Source organism: Vibrio alginolyticus NBRC 15630 = ATCC 17749 (genome assembly GCF_000354175.2).
Lineage (GTDB): Bacteria > Pseudomonadota > Gammaproteobacteria > Enterobacterales > Vibrionaceae > Vibrio > Vibrio alginolyticus.
Genome location: NC_022359.1, coordinates 1,657,918 through 1,681,230, shown reverse-complemented (window position 1 = coordinate 1,681,230; position 23,313 = coordinate 1,657,918). Strand labels below are relative to the sequence as shown.

6 protein-coding genes are annotated in these 23,313 nt (G+C 48.2%); all 6 read left to right on the top strand.

Annotated features, from left to right (window positions below):
- The first annotated feature begins 28 nt into the window (after window positions 1–28).
- The 6 genes from N646_RS25125 to tnpA all read left to right on the top strand — a co-directional run bounded on the left by N646_RS25125 (window position 29) and on the right by tnpA (window position 23,245).
- Window positions 29–10,879: a tandem-95 repeat protein gene (locus N646_RS25125; protein ID WP_457785814.1), complete on the top strand. Its 10,851-nt coding sequence runs from the start codon at window positions 29–31 to the stop codon at window positions 10,877–10,879.
- On the top strand, window positions 10,830–18,920 hold the full coding sequence (locus N646_RS25120; RefSeq protein ID WP_021036027.1) for a tandem-95 repeat protein: 8,091 nt from the start codon (window positions 10,830–10,832) through the stop codon (window positions 18,918–18,920). Before N646_RS25125 ends, N646_RS25120 begins: the two co-directional genes overlap by 50 nt.
- Before the next feature lie 433 nt (window positions 18,921–19,353).
- Window positions 19,354–19,707 carry a hypothetical protein gene (locus N646_RS22670; protein ID WP_005375589.1) on the top strand — a complete coding sequence of 118 codons (354 nt, stop codon included), beginning with the start codon at window positions 19,354–19,356 and terminating at the stop codon, window positions 19,705–19,707.
- A 121-nt stretch (window positions 19,708–19,828) separates the two neighbouring features.
- The gene (locus N646_RS22665) at window positions 19,829–21,829 is read left to right on the top strand and encodes a HAMP domain-containing methyl-accepting chemotaxis protein (protein WP_017821960.1); all 2,001 of its coding nucleotides are present in this window, start codon (window positions 19,829–19,831) and stop codon (window positions 21,827–21,829) included.
- Window positions 21,830–22,127: 298 nt separating this feature from the next.
- Window positions 22,128–22,607: a Dps family protein gene (locus N646_RS22660; RefSeq protein ID WP_005388254.1), complete on the top strand. Its 480-nt coding sequence runs from the start codon at window positions 22,128–22,130 to the stop codon at window positions 22,605–22,607.
- Between the two features lie 203 nt (window positions 22,608–22,810).
- The gene (gene tnpA, locus N646_RS22655) at window positions 22,811–23,245 is read left to right on the top strand and encodes an IS200/IS605 family transposase (protein WP_017633711.1); all 435 of its coding nucleotides are present in this window, start codon (window positions 22,811–22,813) and stop codon (window positions 23,243–23,245) included.
- The last annotated feature ends 68 nt before the right edge of the window (window positions 23,246–23,313 follow it).

Genomic DNA, 23,313 nt, shown 5'->3' with positions numbered 1-23,313 from the left:
TGATCTAACCGTTAACCCAATAAACGATTTGCCGGTTCCTCAAGACCAGCAGTTCAGCGTGGAAGAAGATGGCACGCTGATCTTTACGGACGCTGACCTGCTTACTGGTGCTACTGATATTGAAGGCGATAACCTCACCGTTGAAGGTGTGAGCTACGACGGTGGCGATGGCATCCTGACCGACAACGGTAATGGGACTTACACTTTTGCGCCAAATGAAAACTTCAATGGTGATGTGAACTTCAGCTTTGATGTGTCCGACGGTACGGATACGGTTTCTGCTAACATTGATGTTAACGTTACGCCAGTTGATGATGCGCCAGTATCTGGCAATCTTGCTTACTCAGTGGATGAAGATGGCTCGATTCGTTTGAGCCAAGAACAGTTGTTGTCGCAAGCTTCCGATGTGGAAGGCGATGCACTGACGGCATCTAATCTTTCGGTAGATGGCAACGCGACGGTGACTCAAAACGACGATGGTAGCTTCACCATCACGCCGGACGCAGATTTCAATGGTGATATCGATATCAGCTTCGATATCTCAGATGGCACGAATACCGTTCAAGCAACCGCTGACCTAACCGTTAATCCAATCAACGATCTGCCTGTTCCTCAAGATCAACAATTCAGTGTGGAAGAGGACGGCACTCTTCAATTTACTGATGCAGATCTGCTTGCAGGTGCTACCGACATTGAAGGCGATGACCTTTCTGTAACGGGAATCAGCTATGAAGGCACCGACGGCGTTCTAACTGACAATGGAGATGGCACATATAGCTTTGCGCCAAATGAGAACTTCAATGGCGATGTGAACTTCAGCTTCGACGTATCTGATGGCACAGATACAGTTTCAGCGAATGTAGATGTGAGCGTTACGCCGGTGAATGATCCTCCGGTGGCTGGTTCAACGTCTTACACGGTTCACGAAGATAACTCTATTACCATTTCTGACGCGCAACTGTTGGCAAACTCTTCGGATTTAGAAGGGGATGTCTCGATTGATAGCGTGAGCTACTCTGGCAGCGATGGTGTGTTGCAAATCAATGGTGACGGTACGTACACCTTCTCTCCAAATGAAAACTTTAATGGTGAAGTGACGCTTGATGTTGTCGTCGCTGATGAAGAAGGCGCAACGGATGTCACCACTGCCGGCATTACAGTAATGGAAGTGAACGATCCACCAGTCGCAGGACCAACTTCTTACACCATTGATGAAGATTCTGTTCTGACCTTTAGTGAGTCGCAAGTGCTGTTGAATGCCTCTGATGTGGAAGGCGACGTAGAGCTTGTTGGCATTAGTTACGATGGTCCGGATGGCATTTTCACCGTTAACGATGATGGCACGTGCAGCTTCGCGCCAAACGAGAACTTTAACGGACAAGTTCAACTTGATGTGACCATTCGAGATGAAGATGGAGCAGAAGTTGATACCGTCATCAATGTGAATGTATTGCCAATCAATGATGCGCCAGTATCGGGTGATTTGGCTTATAGCGTTGATGAAGACGGTGCGATTACACTCAGCCAAGAGCAGCTTCTTTCTCAAGCGTCTGATATTGAGGGCGATGATCTGACTGCTAGCGATTTGACTGTCGATGGAAACGCAACCGTTACAGCGAACGATGATGGCAGCTTCACGATTACACCAGATGCGGACTTTAATGGTGACATTGATATCCAATTCAACATTACGGACGGCACAGACACTATCCAAGCAACGGCGGATCTAACGGTTAATCCGGTTAACGATCTTCCTGTTCCTCAAGACCAGCAGTTCAGTGTTGAAGAAGATGGCACGCTTCAGTTTACCGATGCAGACTTGCTTGCTGGCGCGACCGATATCGATGGCGATAACTTAACGGTTGATGGCATTAGCTACACAGGCAGCGATGGTGTGCTGACTGACCACGGTGATGGTACTTACACCTTTGCACCAAATGAAAACTTCAACGGCGATGTCAGCTTTAGCTTTGGTGTTTCTGACGGCACTGAGACCGTACCTGCCAATGTGGATGTGAGCGTCACTCCAGTGAACGATCCTCCGGTTGCGGGTTCAACGTCTTACACGGTTGATGAAGATAATGCGATTACGATTTCCGACGAGCAGCTTCTGGCTAACTCTTCGGATGTGGAAGGCGCGGTGTCCATCGATAGCGTGACCTATTCAGGCACCGATGGCGTATTCCAAGACAACGGTGACGGTACTTACACCTTCATGCCGAATGAGAACTTCAGTGGTGATATCAGCCTTGATGTGATTGTGGCGGATGAGCAAGGTGCGATTGACGAAACGACCGCAGGCATTACGGTCATTGAAGTGAATGATCCTCCAGTTGCCGGTCCAACGTCTTACACGGTTGACGAAGATTCAGTACTGACATTCAGTGAGTCACAAATTCTTGCCAACGCATCTGATATCGAGGGTGATGTAGAGCTTGTTGGCATCAGTTATGAAGGCTCGGATGGTATCTTTACCATCAATGGCGATGGTACTTGCAGCTTTGCACCAAACGAGAACTTCAATGGTCAAGTTCAGTTGGATGTGACCATTCAAGATGAAAATGGGGCAACCGTTGATACGCACATCAATGTCGACGTATTGCCAATCAACGATCCACCAGTATCGGGTGATTTGGCTTACACCATCAACGAAGACAGCTCAATCACGCTAAGCCAAGATCAGCTGCTTGCCAAAGCGGGCGATATTGATAGCGAGAATCTTGAAGCCATCAATCTATCGACAGATGACAACGCGACAATTCAATACAACGATGATGGCAGTTACACCATCACACCGGATGAAAACTACAACGGCGACCTAGATCTGACCTTCGATATCATTGATAACGATGGTGGCTCGGTACAAGTTGGTCTGGATATTACGGTTAATCCTGTGAATGACTTGCCACAAGCGCAAGATCAACAGTTCACGGTAGAAGAAGATGGCACCTTGCTGTTCACGGATGCAGACCTATTGGAAGGCGCATCGGATATTGATGGCGATGATCTGTCTATCGAAAACGTACTCTACACAGGTGCGGACGGTGTGCTTACCGATAATGGTGATGGCACTTATAGCTTCGCGCCGAATGAGAACTTCAACGGTGATGTTCAGTTCACATTCGATGTGTCTGACGGCACAGGTTCAACACCTGCATTCATTGATGTCAGCGTGACACCAGTGAACGATCCACCGGTGGCAGGTTCTACGTCTTACACGGTTCAAGAAGACGGTCAAATCACCATTAGTGACGAGCAGTTGTTAGCCAACTCTTCTGATGTGGAAGGCGATGTAGCCTTGGCGAATGTTAGCTACTCTGGTAACGACGGTAGCTTCGTGGACAATGGCGACGGCACATATACCTTCACGCCAAATGAGAACTTTGACGGTAACATTTCGCTCGACGTTACAGTTATCGACCAAGATGGTGCAACGGATACAACAACCGCAGGCATCGATGTTATCGCGGTGAACGACGCACCTGAAACATCAGGCATTCAAGCTGAAGTGGATGAAGATAATGCCATCACCATTACACAAGAACAGTTGCTTGCGAATGCGACAGATATTGAAGGTGATGACCTTGTTGCCAGCAATCTACAAACCAATGACCCAGATGCGACGATCGTAGCCAATGACGATGGTTCATTCACCATTACGCATACGGAAAACTTTAACGGAGAGTTGGACTTCACTTACAACATCAGCGATGGCGAAAATGATGTTCTGACCACGCTGGATCTGACCGTTAACCCTGTCAACGATGCGCCAGAAGCGGGCGACGAGATATTTATTCAAGCGGAAGAAGACCAAACCGTGGGTGTTTCTCTGCGTGAAGAGCCTGCGTTACGTCTCGACCAAGCCCCTGAAAACGGCATCATTGAAGCGAATCTAAATGACGAATGGGTACAGCTAGAAGTCGGGCAGGAGGTTCCTGCAGACACGGAAGTGCGCTTCATTCCAAACGATGATGCATTGGCGAACGGTACGCATACGAGTAAAATTGGTACCTTTGATGACAACGCTAGCCTCGATGATTGGGGTACAGCTGTTGACCCTTACACACGTGAGTTTGTTGATGGCGATTTGAAAGTTACTGTTCAAAGTAATGATGACCCACTCGGTGCGTGGAATGGTAAAACACACATCGGTCACGGTATTGGCGATACTGACCGCCAAGGCTTGAGCGGTGATGAAAAACTGACTGTGACCGTTGAAGGTCAAGACATCAACGAAATCAGCTTCCACCTAGATGGTCTAGGCGGCTGGTTTATGGAAGAGTCTCGCCACTTTACGGAAGTCGAAATTCGCGCATTCAACTCTGATGGTGACTTGATCGACTCGATGACTTATCACAAAGAAGATCGTGGTAGCTATGAGACGGATTACACCCTAACGGTGAACGAGCCTGTATCTTACTTCGAACTAGGTACGATTCAAGGTAACGGTACATACGTGGTTCAAAACATGACGGTTTCGCAAACTTGTCATGATGAAGCGGTGTTCACATCTATTGGCGTGGACGGCACGGAAATCACGGAAACGGTAGAACTGAATATCCGAGAAGGTGACAGTGAAATCGAACTGACGGCTGATCTGCCAAATGTGACCATTGATACCGAAGGTTCTACGCAGTTTGCCTCTGTGGTTATCACAGAAGAACAGCTTTTAGCACAAGCGAGTGATATCGATAGCGATGTTCTTGATATTCAAAACCTTGAGCTGGTGGGGGATAACGCGGAGCACGCTACGTTAACCGACAACGGCGATGGTACATGGACAGTCACACCAGATGAGAACTTCTACGGTGAGATTGAGCTTGGTTACCAAGTTACAGATGGTGAACTAACTGACGACAACATCATCAACATCAACTTCGAAGCAGTAAACGATGCGCCAATTGTTTCTGGTCCGATTGTGTTGTCGACTGATGAGGATGTGGGCATTACGTTTAGCGCGGACGATCTGCTTGCCAATGCAAGTGATGTGGAAGGCGATGCGCTGTCTATCTCTGATATCTCTTACAGCGGTGATAACGGTGAGCTTGTCGATAATGGCGACGGCACTTACACCTTTATGCCGAATGAAAACTTCAATGGTGAAGTCGATATCGATTACAAAGTCTTCGATGGCACCGATGAAGTCGATACTCATCTAGACCTGACCGTTATTCCGGTCAACGATGTGCCAGTTCCTGGAGCACCGCTGCATACTCAAATGCTAGAAAACGGCACCATCATCATCGAAGCAAAAGACCTGTTATCAGGTGCGACCGATGTGGATGGCGACATTCTTCATATCGAGAATCTACTGCTTGTTGACCAGTCACAAGGTACGTTGACAGACAACGGCGACAACACCTTTACCTTCGAGCCAACTTCGAACTTCTACGGTGAAGTGAACCTGACCTTCGACATCAGCGATGGTCAAGCAAGCGCACCAAGCACTGCGAAGATCGATGTTGAGATCGTCAACGAAGGTCCAGAGGTAAGCGGGCCTGTTGATGCGGTCGTCGATGAAGATGGCTCAATTACCATCACTCAAGAAGACTTGTTGGCGAACGCGACGGACGTGGATGGTGACAACCTTGAAGCGGTGAACCTGTCGACCAACGATCCTAATGCAACCATCGTTGAGAACGCTGATGGTAGCTTCACGATTACACCGAGCGAAAACTTCTTTGGTGAAATCGAATTTACTTATGACGTAACTGACGCGATTGAAACCGTCGCTGCGGATCTAAACCTCACCGTTAACCCAGTGAACGACCTGCCAGATGTACCTGATTTGTCCTTCACCACAGAAGACGGCGAAGCCATCACGATTACTGAAGCAGAGCTGCTGGCTCAAGCGACGGACATCGAAGGCGATGACTTATCTGTTGTGAACGTGACGAGCTTAAGCGATACGGTTCAAGTGACAGACAATGGCGATGGCACTTACACATTAACGCCAGAGCAGGGCTTCTTTGGTAATGTTGACCTCACGTTTGATGTGAGCGATGGCACCGATGTGGTGGCGGCAAACATCGACTTGAAAGTTGAGTTCGTCAACGACGCACCAGAAGCAGCGCCAATCGTGGCAGACGTGGACGAGGATGGCTCTATTCTCGTGACACAAGAAATGCTGCTTGAAAATGCCAGCGATCAAGATGGTGATGACCTATACGCAACGGCACTAGAAACCAATGATCCTAATGCCTCTATCGTGGATAACGGCGACGGCACCTTTACCGTTACGCCTTCACAGAACTTCAACGGAGACATCGAGTTTACTTATGAAGTGAGCGACGGTGAATTGAGTGTTGCCAATGAAATGACATTGACGGTGAACCCAGTCAATGACATTCCAATTGTTGCGCCTGGCATGTACCAAATTGAAGAGGATGGCAGCATCCTGTTCACGCAAGAAGATCTGCTAAGTGGTGCGATTGATATTGATGGTGATGACCTCACTGTTACGAGCATTAACTACTCGGGTGATGAAGGTACTGTAACGGACAACGGTGACGGTACATTTAGCTTCGTACCAGAAGAGCACTTCAGTGGTGACTTACAGTTCAGCTTTACGGTTTCTGACGGTACGGATGAAGTTGAGCAAGACATTAATGTCCATATCGAAGCCGTAGCAGATGCGCCAGACCTAGTCATCACTGATGGCGACGGTCGAAACGTGGATGACCAAGCGATCTTGGTTGAGCCAGGCGGTATTGTTGAAGTGAACATCGCCGCAGCATTGGTTGACCAAGACTTGTCAGAAACGCTGACTGTGACCGTTGATGGTGTTCCAGAAGGTTCGGTGATCAGCTACGACAACGAAGGGGTACTTAACGATCAAGACAACGGTATCACCAGTTTCAATGATACTGAAATCACGGTTACCTTTGAAGGTGAAACCGCGGGTTACCAAAACGCAGCTGGCTATTACAAAGTTGATGAAGACGGCAATATCACGGGCGTTGAAGTGGTGTACGAAAACGCCTCTCAAGTTGGCGGAGGCGGTGACCTCATTCCGGGACAAGATCAGTTCAGCTTCCAAATCTCGGAAGGGGAAAGCTTCAACCTATTCTTGATTCCTAACGGTCATAACTTCAATGACTTTGCGTCCATGCAAGATGGTCAGTATGAGTTCCGTGCGGCAGATGGCTCTCCTGCGAACATGGATACGGTCGACCCACAACTCGTGTTTGTGGGTGCTGATGGTTCTGAAACCGTGATTCAAAGCCAATTTGGTGATGCAGTCTTCCATGGCGGCACAAGCTCAGAGCTCAACCAAGATGGCATTGAACATACTCGAACTACTGTGAACGAAGACGGTGAACTGGTTTACGGCTTTGAAGATCTCTACGGTGGCGGCGATGCCGATTATAGTGACTTCAACTTCACCATTGATGTAGGTGAAGTGAACAGCCAGATCTACAGTGGTGAAGTAACAGTCGGTCCAGATGGTTCTGTAACGCTTCCAACCACAGCAATTGAACAAGAGCTACAGATTCAATTGCCAGAAGACTTTAACCAACAGCTAGAAATCAATGTAACGGCAACGGCGACAGAGCTATCAAATAATGATTCTGAAACCGTTTCTCAAACCATCTACGTCAATGCAACGGGTGCTCACATTGAACATACGCCTGAAGCATTGCCTGTTTCTGCTGTGGTTGAAGAAGATGGTTCAATCCTAATCACGCAAGAAGATTTGCTCGCTAATGCGCGTGACTTGGATGGAGACCAACTGACAGCACTGAACTTGGCAACGGATGATGAAAACATCACCATCACAGACAATGGTGACGGTACTTACACCTTAACGCCAGATGCGGACTTTAATGGTGACATCACCTTTACGTTCGATGTGTCTGACGGCGATGATGTTGTCTCAACCAACCTTGAGTTATTGGTGTCACCAGTTAACGATGCGCCTGAACCACAAGATCAAGCGTTCACCATTGGTGAAGATGGTGTGCTGACCTTTACTGATGCGGATCTCCTAACAGGCGCTACCGATATTGAAGGGGATGACTTATCTGTTGAGGGCGTCACTTACACAGGCGCAGACGGTGTTCTTACTGACAATGGCGATGGCACATATAGCTTCGCACCGAATGAGAACTTCAATGGCGACGTGAACTTCACTTTCGATGTTTCCGATGGCACGGATACCGTGACGGCGAATATCGACGTAAGCGTGACGCCGGAGAACGATCCACCGGTTGCAGGCAGCACGGCTTACACCGTTCATGAAGACAATTCGATTACCATTAGTAACGAACAGCTGTTGGCTAACTCGTCTGATATAGAAGGCGAAGTGGCGATTGATAGCGTGAGCTACAGCGGTAACGATGGCGTGCTGGAAATCAACGGTGATGGTACTTACACCTTCTCACCAAACGAGAACTTCAGCGGCGAGGTGAGCCTAGATGTTGTCGTAGTCGATGAAGAGGGTGCAACGGACTCTACCACTGCAGGCATTACTGTGATTGAGGTAAATGACCCACCAATCGCAGGTCCTACCACATACACTATCGATGAAGACCAAGTTCTAACCTTCAGTGAATCGCAAGTGCTACTGAATGCTTCCGATGTTGAAGGGGATGTCGAGCTAGTTGGCATCAGCTACGACGGTCCAGATGGTATCTTCTCAGTAAACGGTGATGGAACTTGTAGTTTTGCACCGAATGAAAACTTCAACGGTCAAGTACAGTTGGATGTGACCATTCGCGATGAAGATGGCGCAGAGGTTGATACTTACATCACAGTCGATGTCTTACCAATCAATGATGCACCTGTATCTGGTAACTTGGCGTACAGCGTTGACGAAGACAACTCAATCACGTTGAGCCAAGAGCAGCTTCTTGCTCAAGCATCGGATGTAGAAGGTGATGCGCTGACTGCGTCTAACCTAGTGGTTGACGGTGATGCAACGGTTACGGCAAACGACGATGGTAGCTTCACTATCACGCCAGATGCGAACTTCAATGGCGACATTGATATCACGTTCGACATCAATGATGGCAGCGACACTATTGTTGCAACGGCGGACCTAACGGTTAACCCAGTTAATGACTTGCCGCAGCCAGAAGATCAAGCGTTCACCATTGGTGAAGATGGTGTGTTGACCTTCACTGATCAAGACCTGCTGGATGGTGCAACGGACATCGATGGCGATGACCTATCGGTAGAAGGTGTCACTTACACAGGCGCAGATGGTGTCCTAACTGACAATGGAGATGGTACCTATAGCTTCGCACCGAATGAGAACTTCAATGGCGACGTGAACTTTACCTTCGATGTTTCCGATGGCACGGACACCGTGACCGCGAATATTGATGTGAGTGTGACGCCAGAGAACGATCCACCGGTGGCAGGCAGCACCTCTTACACTGTGCATGAAGATAACTCGATCACCATCAGTGATGAACAGCTACTAGCGAACTCATCGGATATTGAAGGTGATGTATCGATTGATAGCGTTAGCTACAGCGGCACAGATGGTGTGTTCCAAGACAATGGTGACGGTACGTACACCTTCTCGCCAAACGAGAACTTCAATGGTGAAGTGAGTCTAGATGTTGTCGTGGTCGATGAAGACGGTGCGACGGATTCAACTACCGCAGGTATTACAGTACTTGAGGTGAACGATCCACCAATCGCAGGCGCGACCAGCTACTCAGTGAACGAAGACGAAGTCATCACCATTAGCTCTGAGCAGTTATTGGCGAACGCTTCTGACGTTGAAGGTGAAGTTGCGATTGATAGCGTAAGCTACAACGGCTCTGACGGTATCTTTACTGATAACGGTGACGGCACATTCAGCTTCGCACCAAACGCCAACTTTGATGGCGATGTTAGCCTAGATGTTGTGGTTGTTGATGAAGACGGTGCAACTGCGGCAACTAACGCAAACATCGATGTATTGCCAATCAACGATGCGCCAGTATCGGGCAACTTGGCTTACAGTGTCGATGAAGACAATTCAATTACGCTAAGCCAAGAGCAGCTTCTTGCTCAAGCATCGGATGTAGAAGGCGACGCGCTAACCGCATCTAACCTAGTGGTTGACGGTGATGCAACGGTTACGGCAAACGATGATGGCAGCTTTACCATTACGCCTGATGCGAACTTCAATGGTGACATTGATATCACGTTCGACATCAATGATGGCAGCGACACTATTGTTGCAACGGCTGACCTAACGGTTAATCCAGTTAACGACTTACCACAGCCAGAAGATCAAGCGTTCACCATTGGTGAAGATGGCGTCTTGCTGTTCACTGATGAAGATCTGCTTGATGGTGCAACGGATATCGATGGCGATAATCTATCGGTTGAAGGTGTCACTTACACAGGTGCAGATGGTGTCCTAACCGACAATGGTGACGGCACTTACAGCTTCGCGCCAAACGAAAACTTCAATGGCGACGTGAACTTTACCTTCGATGTTTCCGATGGCACGGATACCGTGACGGCGAATATCGACGTAAGCGTGACGCCAGAGAACGATCCTCCGGTTGCAGGCAGCACGTCTTACACCGTGCATGAAGACAATTCGATCACCATCAGTAACGAGCAGTTATTGGCTAACTCGTCTGACGTCGAAGGCGAAGTCGCGATTGATAGTGTCAGCTACAGTGGCGCAGATGGCGTGTTCCAAGACAATGGTGACGGCACTTACACCTTCTCGCCAAACGAGAACTTCAATGGTGAAGTGAGCCTTGACGTTGTGGTTGTCGATGAAGACGGTGCGACGGATTCAACCACCGCAGGTATTACGGTACTTGAGGTGAACGATCCACCAATCGCAGGCGCGACCAGCTACTCAGTGAACGAAGATGAAGTCATCACCATTAGCTCTGAGCAGCTATTGGCGAACTGCTTCTGACGTTGAAGGTGATGTCGCGATTGATAGCGTCAGCTACAGCGGCTCCGACGGTATCTTTACTGACAACGGCGACGGTACATTCAGCTTCGCACCAAACGAAAACTTCAACGGTGATGTTAGCCTAAATGTTGTCGTTGTTGATGAAGACGGTGCAACTGCGTCAACCAATGCAAGCATCGATGTATTGCCAATCAATGATGCGCCAGTATCAGGTGATTTGGCATACAGCGTGGATGAAGACGGTTCTATCACGCTAAGCCAAGAGCAGCTTCTTGCTCAAGCCGGCGACGTGGATGGCGATGACCTAACTGCATCCAACCTCACTGTTGACGGCAATGCGACCGTTGTTGCGAATAATGACGGCAGCTTCACTATCACACCGGATGCGGACTTCAATGGCGACATTGATCTGAGCTTCGACATTACGGACGGCGATGCGACCATTCAAGCCACTGCCGATCTGACTGTGAACCCAGTGAACGACCTACCAACGGTTGGTCAGCCACAGTTCGTCACGCAAGAAGACACAAGCTTCACCTTCACCGAAGAGCAACTGCTGCAAAATGCAGGTGATATCGATGGTGATAACCTAACGGTTGAAAACGTTGCTTCTGACAGCGGTACTTTGGTTGATAACGGTGACGGCACGTACACCTTCGCTCCGAATGAAAACTTCGATGGCAACGTGAACGTGACGTTTGACGTCAACGATGGCACCGCAACCGTGCCAGCAGAAGCGAACATTGATGTTCAATCTGTGGTTGATATGCCAGAGCTGTCTATTGCTTCAGACTTGGTGATTGCCTCTGATAACTTCGAGTCTGGCTCGAACGGTTGGAACGCGAATACTGAAAGTTCACAAGGTTTCGAAACGGGCGATATGCTGGGTCGTATTGGTGGCACTGGCGGTGATGAAGCGGTCAGCAAAACCTACGAGATCCCAAGCGATGTCAATGAAGTGAATATCTCATTTAGCTTCTACGAAATCGATTCTTGGGATGGCGAGTCGTTCCAAATCTTTGTCGGCGGCGAACAACTAACCACCTTGGAAAACTCCGCGTTCCGTACTCAAGATGGCACGACAACGCTTTACGACTCAGATGGTAATGAAGTGGGTGAAGTGATCCACGGAGCCTCTCAACGTGAAGGCTTCAGTGGTTGGAACGACCAAGCTCACCAAATCAACCTGACGGTTCCTGTCGAGGATGGTGAACTGCAACTCGGCTTCGGTTCAACCTTGAATCAAGACGTTTGGGATGAATCGTTTGGTATCGACAACATCGAAATCACGGTAGCGGACGCGGATTACCAAATCATTGGTACCGAAGATACACCAGTGCCACTTGATATCGATGCAGCGTTAACCGATACAGATGGTTCAGAAAACCTCGCTATCTTGATTGAAGATGTGCCAGAAGGCAGCGCACTATCAGCAGGTGTTGATAATGGTGACGGCACTTGGTCACTACAACCAGGCGAGCTAGAAGGGCTAGAGTTTATTCCTTCTGCGGACTTCAATGGCGATGTGACGCTAACCGTGAACGCAACCTCTACGGATGTGGATACTGGAACCACGGCGACAGCGACGCAAGATGTGACGATTCATATCTCGCCAACCAATGATGCACCAGAAGTGACGGGTGATATCACTGCGGTAACCGCCGAAGACAACAGCATTACGCTGACTCAAGAGCAGTTACTGGAGCACGCTGTTGATATTGATGGTGACGACCTAAGCGCAATCAACCTAAGCACCAATGATGAAAATGCGACGGTTGAAATGAACGAGGATGGCAGCTTCACCATTACTCCGAGCGAGAACTTCTACGGTGATATCGAGTTCACCTACGATGTGACTGACGGGGAAGAAGTGGTCGCGGCTGGTCTCGACTTAACAGTAACACCAGTCAATGATGCGCCAGAGCCACAAGATCAAGCGTTCACAGTGGGTGAGGACGGTCTTCTTACCTTCACTGATGCGGACTTGTTAACAGGCGCGACAGATGTAGAAGGTGACAACCTAACAGTTGAAGGCGTGACTTACACTGGCGCGGACGGTGTCCTAACCGACAATGGCGATGGCACGTACAGCTTCGCACCGAATGAGAACTTCAATGGCGATGTGAACTTTACGTTCGATGTGTCAGATGGTACGGATACGACCTCTGCCAACATTGATGTGAGTGTGACGCCAGAGAACGATCCACCAGTTGCGGGCAGCACGTCTTACACTGTGCATGAAGACAACTCGATCACCATTAGTGATGAGCAACTACTGGCTAATTCGTCTGATATCGAGGGTGATGTTGCGATCAGCAGCGTGAGCTACAGCGGTAACGACGGTGTGCTAGAAATTAATGGCGATGGTACTTACACCTTCTCACCAAACGAAAACTTTACAGGCGATGTTAGCCTAGATGTTGTCGTGGTTGACGAGGACGGCGCGGTTGATACAACAACAGCGGGTATTACCGTTCTTGAGGTGAACGATCCACCAATCGCAGGCACAACCAGTTACACCATTGATGAAGATGAAGTCATCACCATCAGTGCAGAACAGTTGTTGGCAAACTCTTCCGATATTGAAGGTGAGGTAGCACTAGATAGCGTGAGCTACAGTGGCAGTGAAGGTATCTTTACCGACAATGGTGATGGTACGTTCAGCTTTGCACCAAACCCAAATTTCAATGGTGAAGTGAATCTTGATGTTGTAGTCGTGGACGAAGATGGTGCGACCGCTTCGACGACGGCAAACATTGATGTTCTGCCAATCAATGATGCTCCGGTATCGGGTGACTTGGCTTACAGTGTCGACGAAGACAACTCAATCACCCTAAGCCAAGAACAATTGTTGGCACAAGCAACGGATGTAGAAGGTGATGCACTAACTGCATCTAACCTAGTGGTTGACGGTGATGCGACGGTTACGGCTAATGACGATGGCAGCTTTACCATTACGCCTGACGCGAACTTCAATGGCGACATTGATATCACGTTCGATATCAACGATGGCAGCGATACTATCGTTGCAACGGCGGACCTAACGGTTAACCCAGTTAATGACTTACCGCAGCCAGAAGATCAAGCGTTCACTATTGGTGAAGATGGTGTGTTGACCTTCACTGACCAAGATCTGCTCGATGGCGCAACGGATATCGATGGCGATGACCTATCGGTTGAAGGTGTCACTTACACAGGTGCAGACGGTGTTCTCACCGACAATGGCGATGGCACGTACAGCTTCGCACCGAATGAGAACTTCAATGGTGATGTGAACTTTACCTTCGATGTTTCTGATGGCACGGACACCGTGACCGCGAATATCGATGTGAGTGTGACGCCAGAGAACGATCCACCGGTTGCGGGTAGCACGTCTTACACAGTGCATGAAGATAACTCGATCACCATCAGTGACGAACAGCTACTAGCGAACTCATCGGATATTGAAGGTGATGTATCGATTGATAGCGTGAGCTACAGCGGTAACGATGGTGTGCTGGAAATCAACGGTGATGGCACGTACACCTTCTCGCCAAACGAGAACTTCAATGGCGAAGTGAGTCTAGATGTTGTCGTAGTCGACGAAGATGGCGCGACGGATTCAACTACCGCAGGTATCACGGTACTTGAGGTGAACGATCCGCCAATCGCAGGTCCAACTGCGTACACCATCGATGAAGACCAAGTTCTAACGTTCAGTGAATCACAAGTGCTTCTGAATGCTTCGGATGTCGAGGGGGATGTTGAGCTTGTAAGCATCAGCTACGACGGTCCAGATGGCATCTTCTCAGTAAATGGCGATGGCACTTGTAGCTTCGCACCGAATGAGAACTTCAATGGTCAAGTATCGTTGGACGTGACTATTCGTGATGAAGATGGCGCAGAAGTCGATACCTATATCACAGTGGATGTATTGCCAATCAACGACGCGCCAGTATCGGGCAACTTGGCTTACAACGTAGATGAAGATAACACCATTACATTGAGCCAAGAGCAATTGTTATCTCAAGCTAGCGATGTGGATGGCGATGACCTTGTTGCTGAAAACTTGCTTGTAGATGGTAATGCGACAGTGACTGCTAACGACGATGGCAGCTTCACCATCACGCCAGATGCGAACTTCAATGGTGACATTGATATCACGTTTGATATCAGTGATGGTTCTGACACCTTGGTCGCAACGGCAGATCTAACGGTTAATCCAGTTAACGACCTACCACAGCCAGAAGATCAAGCGTTCACCATTGGTGAAGATGGCGTCTTGTTGTTCACTGATGAAGATCTGCTTGATGGCGCAACAGATATCGATGGCGATGACCTATCGGTTGAAGGCGTGACTTACACAGGTGCAGACGGTGTTCTCACCGACAATGGTGACGGCACTTACAGCTTCGCACCGAATGAGAACTTCAATGGCGATGTGAACTTCACTTTCGATGTTTCCGATGGCGCGGATACCGTGACGGCAAATATCGATGTAACAGTTACGCCAGAGAACGATCCACCAGTTGCGGGCAGCACGTCTTACACAGTGCATGAAGACAATTCGATCACCATCAGTAACGAGCAGTTATTGGCTAACTCATCTGACGTCGAAGGCGAAGTCGCGATTGATAGTGTCAGCTACAGCGGCGCAGATGGCGTGTTCCAAGACAATGGTGATGGTACGTACACCTTCTCTCCAAACGAGAACTTCAATGGCGAGGTCAGCCTAGACGTTGTAGTTGTCGATGAAGAGGGTGCGACAGACTCAACCACTGCGGGTATCACAGTACTTGAGGTGAACGATCCACCAATCGCAGGTGCGACAAGTTACTCTGTCAATGAAGACGAAGTCATTATCTTCACGGAAGAGCAACTGCTAGCGCAATCAAGCGATGTGGAAGGCGACGTGAGCCTAGAAAGCGTCTCTTACAGTGGTAGCGACGGCATTCTAACTGCGAATGATGATGGTACTTATAGCTTCGCACCAAATGAAAACTTCAATGGTGGCGTAAGCCTAGACGTAGTCGTCGCTGATGAAGACGGTGCAACTGCGACAACCAACGCGAACATCGATGTATTGCCAGTCAACGATGCTCCGGTATCTGGCGACTTGGCTTACAGCGTCGATGAAGACGGTTCAATCACATTGAGTCAAGAACAGCTACTGGCTCAAGCGGGTGATGTAGACAGCGATAATCTAGAAGCGGTGAACTTAACCGCGGTAGCCAATGCGACCGTTGTTGAGAACCAAGATGGTAGCTTCACGATTACGCCTGATGCGAACTTCAATGGTGATATCGACCTAAGTTTCGACTTGATTGATAACGATGGTGCGAGCGTGGAAGTGGGCGTTGACCTAACGGTGAACCCAATTAACGATGCGCCGCAATCAACGCCAGTGAATATTGCTGGCACCGAAGATACCACCATTCTTATCACGCAGGACATGTTGCTTGCTAACGCGACAGACATCGACAACACCTATGACGAACTGTCTGCTGTCGACCTAGTGATTGATGAGCAATACGGTGACTTGCTAGACAACGGTGATGGTACTTGGTCATTCACTCCAGCTGAGAACTTCAATGGCGATGTGCCAATGTCGTTCGGTGTCAGCGATGGTGATTTAGTTACGCCGGTTGAAGGCAATCTAAACATCGAAGCGGTTAACGATGCACCAGAAGCGCCAACCATCCAGATGCAAGGCGAAGAAGATGTGGTCATGGTGATTGACCCAGCTTACATCGCTGATCAAGTTACGGATCTTGATGGGGACGAAATCAGCGTAGAAAGCATCACGGTTCGTGCGCCTGCAAACGCGACATTAACTCAGCAGCCAGATGGTATGTACCACTTGGTAACCACTCAAGACTTCAATGGTTTGGTGGAACTGGGCTACACCGCGACAGATGGTGAAGAAGTGGTTGAAGGCTCGTTGAATGTGGATGTCATTCCAGTCAACGATGCTCCATTCAATGTGGGTAATGCCTTTATGGCAACCGACGAGGATGGCGCATTCACCTTCGACGCTGGCGACCTGATGAACTTGTTCGGCGATATCGACACTGAAAACCTAGTCGTATCACGCATTATCACCGCAGAAGGTGAAGATGGTGGTGAGGTAACAGACAACGGTGACGGTACTTGGACATTCACACCGACTGGCGATTTTGCAGGGGTTTCTGACTTACAAGTTGTGGTAAGTGACGGTGAGTTTGAGACGGTACTTGATGTACCAGTGTTTGTTCGCCCTGTTGCGGATGGCGCGGTCATCACAACCGACCATGATGGTCCGTTAGTCTTCGGTGAGGACGAAACGGGTCACCTAGGCTTGAATGTCGGTCTAATCGACGACTCAGAAACGTTAAGTAACCTAGTGATGACTGGTTTCCCTGTTGGCTTCGAAGTTACGGATGGTGTGAACACCATTACCATTACGGAACCGGGTCAATACATCGATTTGAACGAGTGGGATATTTCAGACCTGCAAATGACGCCTCCGGCTGACTTTAATGGCGAGTTCTTCGTAACCGTGACCGCAACAACGGTGGATTATGGTGACGAGCCAGAAGAGTTCGAAGATGGCATCGATTCAGGTGACTTCGAAACCCTAGCGGGTGAACCCGTTCTCCTAACCGCTGATGACCTAATCGGATTGGCAGAAAACGTAGACGCTGACGCGGGTGATGAAGTGAAATTCGTTCACCTAGCTGATCGCAGCCAAGGTGAGATTGTCGATAACGGTGATGGCACATGGACATTCAATCCAGCACCAGGCTTTACTGGTGAAGCGGATATCGCTTACGTGATTGATAAAGACGGTGTGCTTCATGATGAGCAAACAGGCGTGGTCGTGAAAGAAGACGCACCACAAGAGAATGCTTCACCAGAAATCGACAGCATTTCTACCACAGAAATGGCAGCGGATGGCTCCTTGTCGTTCACCAATGATGACATGCTATCGACCTTGAGCGATGCAGAAGGCGACAGCTTGAGCATTGAGTCAGTGAGCCTAATGGAAGGTCAAGGTGTGATAGAGACCGATAACCAAGGTAACTACCAATTCACACCAGCAGAAGGCTACACCGGAGATGTTCAAGTTGGCTTCATTGCAACTGACGGTGAAAACCGCATTGAGAGCTTCTTTAATGTCGACATCCAAGGTGAAGGTGAAACTACTACCAGCGAAGGCTACGCACTCGCTGATGATGGTTCACTAACACTAACGGAAGCACAGTTGATTGATGAGCTTGGCATTAGCCCTTCAGCAGAAGTGTTGGATGTCGCCGATGCAAACGATGCTGGTTTCTTCGCGAAATCAGGTGATGAAGAGTGGACATATTGGCCGAACGATGACTTCGATGGCAATTTGGCTATGGATGTTCAGGTCAACGATAACGGTGAAGTATCGACTCAGAATCTGAGCATCCAAGTTGCGGACGATTCAGCGCAAAGCGACGAGCCACAAATCCAAACTGCTCAAGCATCAGCAGAGCAGCAAGTTGGCGAAGCGCAACAACCTGAAGAGCAAGCAGCAAACGGTGCAGACAGTGAAGAGGAGAGCGCAGCTGATGTGACTGCAGCACCAGGCGATACCATTTCTATCTCGGTTCCAGATGAGGTCAGTGGTAACGAATCGGTGGATTATGCAGAAATGTCCGGTCTACCTGATGGTGCATCAGTAAGCAACGCACTGGATAATGGCGATGGCAGCTTCACATTAAGTGGCAACCTGAACCAACCAGTATCGGTTGACTTACCACAAGGTTACGAAGGTACGAGCGAAATCCAATTCCAAGGTTACGATGAGTTGGGCAGCGCAGTAGAAGGTGCGAGTGGCACAGTTGAAGTTGAAGTCGATGATCAATACACCATGCAAGGTTCTGCTCAAGATCAGCAACCAGACATGGCGGGTATGGAATCTGGCGGCAGCGACTGGACAAGTGCGGGAGGTCAAGATCAAGGTGTTGACTTCACGGATGACTCTGGCAGCTTCGACTCGGATACTCAAACAGGTACTGACCAAGGCAACGATTTCGATCAAAGCTCAATGTAACCAGTCCTAGACGAGGGCAGTGTCATTGCTGCCCAAACCCAAGCCATGCAGGGCCTACTTTGCATGGCTTTTTTGTTGGGTTTCTTTCTATGAGCTGTAGAAAAAAAACTTGGAAATTGAAAAAAGTATTCTTAGCTAGTTTATACCCAAGTAACCTCGAGATGTTAGGTTCAGCGAGAATGGCTTGGTTTGTAGACGCGGCGGCGATTTAAAGGTCTAGTGGGTCTAAATCAAGAATCGACAACAAAGTATACAAACCAAGACAGCTCGCCCTTCGGGAGCGTGTCATTGACTCGGCTTCTGTGTCAAACAACTTGGAAAGAGCTGACTATTACGCTGCGTTGTTTTCCTTGACCCCGAATCAATGACAACGCTCTGAATCTTGCATCTTGAAGTCACTTGGGTATAAGAGTCATTTATAAGGAGGAGCGACATGTACCGTTATGTCAGTTCGCCAAAAGCATCGAAGTACATAGTGCCACCACCACAGCATCGTGAGTTGTCGAGTATCGATGTGCCAGAATCGGAACTTGAGATGCGTGAAATTCTGAACAATTGGTTTGCCGATGGATTGGCGCCCATCATTCAGAATGAAGACAATTACATTTCTGCTAATGAGCAGCAGCGCTTTGAGCAGCTCAGCCGTACGGTGGGCGTGCTACTGCGTAACAAAGATTACTACTTCGCCACCAAGCGGATTCTTTCGTTGTGGGAGCAAGACTGCTTAGAAACCACTTACGTTAATTATCTGATTTTACGTAGTGAGCGCATACCATACTTCGAATAAGTCCCATTTCTTAGCTTGAAATAGTCGTTTACATGGTTTTCTTAGTAACTTTTGATACCTGTATTTAACATTTTTGTAAACATCGTTATATTTAAGGCTCATCGTTGTCAGGAGTTTATGGATGAACCTTACGATATCAGGGAAGTTGCAGCTCAGTTTTGTGCTGCTAGCCGTACTTTTTATGGCATCAGCGGTATTCACGTATCGCAACGTCACCACCGTAGAGCAATACGCCTCTTCGTTACTTAAATCCGATTTACCGACCGTAGACACCAGTCGCGGTATCCAACAGTCCGTTCAAGCGTCGCTGTCTTCTATTCGAGCCTACATGTTGCTAGGTGGGGATGAAGAGGCGAGCGCACGTCTGAGTGAGGACGTACGCAATATCATGGCGTCAACAGACGAGTCGCTTCCGACGCTGCAGGCTTTGATCTCTGAACAGGATTTTCAAGCGATTCAAAGTCAGTGGGACGCGGTAAAAGTCTCTTTAAACAAGTTGATTGAACTCAGCCACAGTGACGAGAACTTGCCCGCGCACAACCTCTTTATTAACGAAGCGGCACCCATTGCAGAAGTGGCACTTGATCAGCTTCAAAGCTTAATCAATGAAGAGTCAGGAAACCCATTTGGTGGAGACAGAAAACGTCTGTTTAAAGTCTATGCCGACAGTTATACCTCCCTCGCCAATGCACTGTCTGCTTTGCGAGATTTCCTGTTGTACGGCCAGCAAGATCATCTGGACAAATACCACGACTTGATTAAGTACCACAATCAGTCCGTGGCGGAAATCGACAGTAAACTCGACAGACTGACTGATAACGACCAATCATTGTGGTCCCTGTTTAAGGAAATGCAGCAGCTGTACTTTCCTTTAGCAGAGCAGGTAATTGCATTGCGTCAATCGCCAGAGTGGAACGAATCAAACTTGCTGATGGCGAACGAACTGTTGCCAGCAGCGGATGCACTAGACCAAAGCTTAGAAACGATCGTATTGGCTCAGCAAAGTCGTGCTGATCAAAGTGGACAGGGTATTAATCAGTCGATCAAGAACGTACTCACCACTATGTTGATTGCTGCGGCATTGGTTTTGATTGCCGCAGTAGCGATTTCAAAATACATGGGCAATACCATTGGTCGCCGAGTGAAAAACTTATCGGAGCGTGCAAAGACGATCGCTTCAGGAGATGTTTCTCAGCCTCCGTTAACTGTTGTTGGGAAAGATGAATTGGCAGACCTTACCGATTCGATTAACCGCATGAACCAATCGTTAGCGAGCATCGTGGCTGGGGTGAGCGAGAAAGCGCACCAAGTGGATACTAGCATGGGGGCTTTGTTGGAATCGGCGCAAGTCACCTCATCGAATGTAGAAAAGCAACAGGCCAGCATTGTTGAAATGGGAAGCCAATTGGATGAAATCGCTTTAGCCGCGCGTAACACTCTAGATCAAGCCAATCAATCGGTGCAGAAGCTTTCTGATTCAAAAGGCGAGATTGAACAAGGTCGCGATGCACTAGAGCAAAACAAAGTCACCATGGAAAGCTTACATGGCAGCATTGAAACCGCGAGCACGCAAGTGACGCAGTTAAGCAAAGAGAGCGAAGCCATTGGTCGAGTGACGGAAGTGATTGAAGGTTTGGCAGAGCAAACTAACTTACTGGCATTGAATGCCGCGATAGAAGCAGCGCGCGCAGGTGACCAAGGGCGAGGCTTTGCGGTTGTGGCGGACGAAGTGCGTATGTTAGCGACTCGCACTACTCAATCGACGACGGAAATCAACGGCATTATCAACGCGATTCAACGCTCGACCAATTCGGTGGTTGAGGAGATTGAACACAGCCAATCACTTGCGGAGCAGGGCGCTGAGCACATTGAAAAAGCGGTAACTCGTTTGCTTGTCACGACCGAGCAAATTGGTTCTTTGAATGAACAAATGGCAGAACTTGCGGCAGCGGCAGAGCAGCAATCTCATGCGACCAATTCGATCACTGGATTGATGTCTGGTATTACTCAATCAGTGGATGAGGTTTCGAATAACAGCCAACGCGCATCAGAGACATCATTGCAAGTAAAAGAGCAAGTTACCGAGCTGAATCAACAGATGGCAACTTTTAAAACGGCGTAGATAAGATTTACGTCTGTTCATCTACTTTTGAACGCTAACCAAATAGTAAAAAAGCCAACCCTTTTTACACAAAAAGGGTTGGGGCTTTTTGTTGGATGATACGCCGATATTCGTCTACTTGCTCATTGGATTTGGCTATTTAAATCATAGCTAAAACCAAATTCTCTTCGCCGAGCCGGAGTCGTAATATGACTCCATCGGCAGCAAATACTGCAAAAGAATTTTTAAACTTTATACCAATCCCGGTAAGAGAATCGTTCGTTACTACGATTGGTATCATCCTTCTAGGAGCAAGATTATGAACAAACAAGTAAGCCTAATTGGTCTAGACAGCGAACAATCAGCACAACTAGCTCAACAGCTCAATCAACTGCTAGCGCATTACCAAGTGTTGTACATGAACTCTCGCGGTTACCACTGGAACATTAAAGGTGCGCAATTCTTCGAACTGCACGTAAAATTTGAAGAGATTTACACTGATCTACAAACAAAAATCGATGAGCTTGCAGAGCGTATTCTAACTTTGGGTCATACGCCAGCGCACGCATTCAGCAACTACTTGGAAGCAAGTGAAATTAAAGAACATCAAAACGCGACTTCTGGTGAGGAGTGTGTACAAGGTCTGGTTCAAGGCTTTAGCGTTCTACTTCTAAAACAGCGTGAGATTCTACAAAACGCGGGTGAAGCAGATGACGAAGGTACAGCGGCATTGATGGGTGACTACATCCGTGAGCAAGAAAAATTAATGTGGATGCTTAACGCTTACCTACAAGGCTAAGCAGCGCATCACCCAAGCAATCCTTGGGAACGCATGAAACAATCGGGAATAAGTCATAAGGGGCACGTTGGTGCCCTTTTTTTGTTTTCAGCCCTAAACCACCTACTTCAGTAGGTGGTTATCATCCGTTTCGGCTTTGCCTGTAAAACTACTCATGCTAAATGCGTCTTTGATTTTTCCAGAAGTCAAAGAGGACAAATAACATGAGTAGATACAATCAAGCTTCCCACGTATTTTGGCGTTGTCAATACCATATAGTGTGGACGCCAAAGTATCGATTTAGGATCTTGAAGAACAATATAGGTAAAGAAGTTTATCGATGTATTTATGTTTACTGTAATCAACTTGGATGTGAAGTCGTAGAGCTAAACGTACAAGTTGACCACGTACATTTAGTTGTAAAGGTCCCACCAAAGCTTTCGATATCCAAGTTGATGGGGGTATTGAAAGGCAAAATAGCCTTAAAGCTATTTAGCAAGTTTCCTCACCTTAGGAAGAACAGGCTTTGGGGTAATCACTTTTGGCAAAGAGGCTATTTTGTCGATAGTGTTGGAATCAATGAAGAAATAATACGCCGATATGTAAGACATCAAGAGAAGCAAGAGCGAGTAGAGCAGCAGCAATTGGCGCTGGACTAAACAAAGGCCCCCTTTTAGGGGGCTCACACAAAGCCACCTTCTTTAGAAGGTGGTAATTTACTTGCGTA

What these genes read in the sequence shown, in the direction of transcription:
- tnpA (WP_017633711.1), top strand. Translation starts at nt 22,811, where the DNA reads ATGAGTAGATACAATCAAGCTTCCCACGTATTTTGGCGTTGTCAATAC.
- N646_RS22670 (WP_005375589.1), top strand. Translation starts at nt 19,354, where the DNA reads ATGTACCGTTATGTCAGTTCGCCAAAAGCATCGAAGTACATAGTGCCA.
- N646_RS25120 (WP_021036027.1), top strand. Translation starts at nt 10,830, where the DNA reads ATGAAGTCATCACCATTAGCTCTGAGCAGCTATTGGCGAACTGCTTCT.
- N646_RS22660 (WP_005388254.1), top strand. Translation starts at nt 22,128, where the DNA reads ATGAACAAACAAGTAAGCCTAATTGGTCTAGACAGCGAACAATCAGCA.
- N646_RS22665 (WP_017821960.1), top strand. Translation starts at nt 19,829, where the DNA reads ATGAACCTTACGATATCAGGGAAGTTGCAGCTCAGTTTTGTGCTGCTA.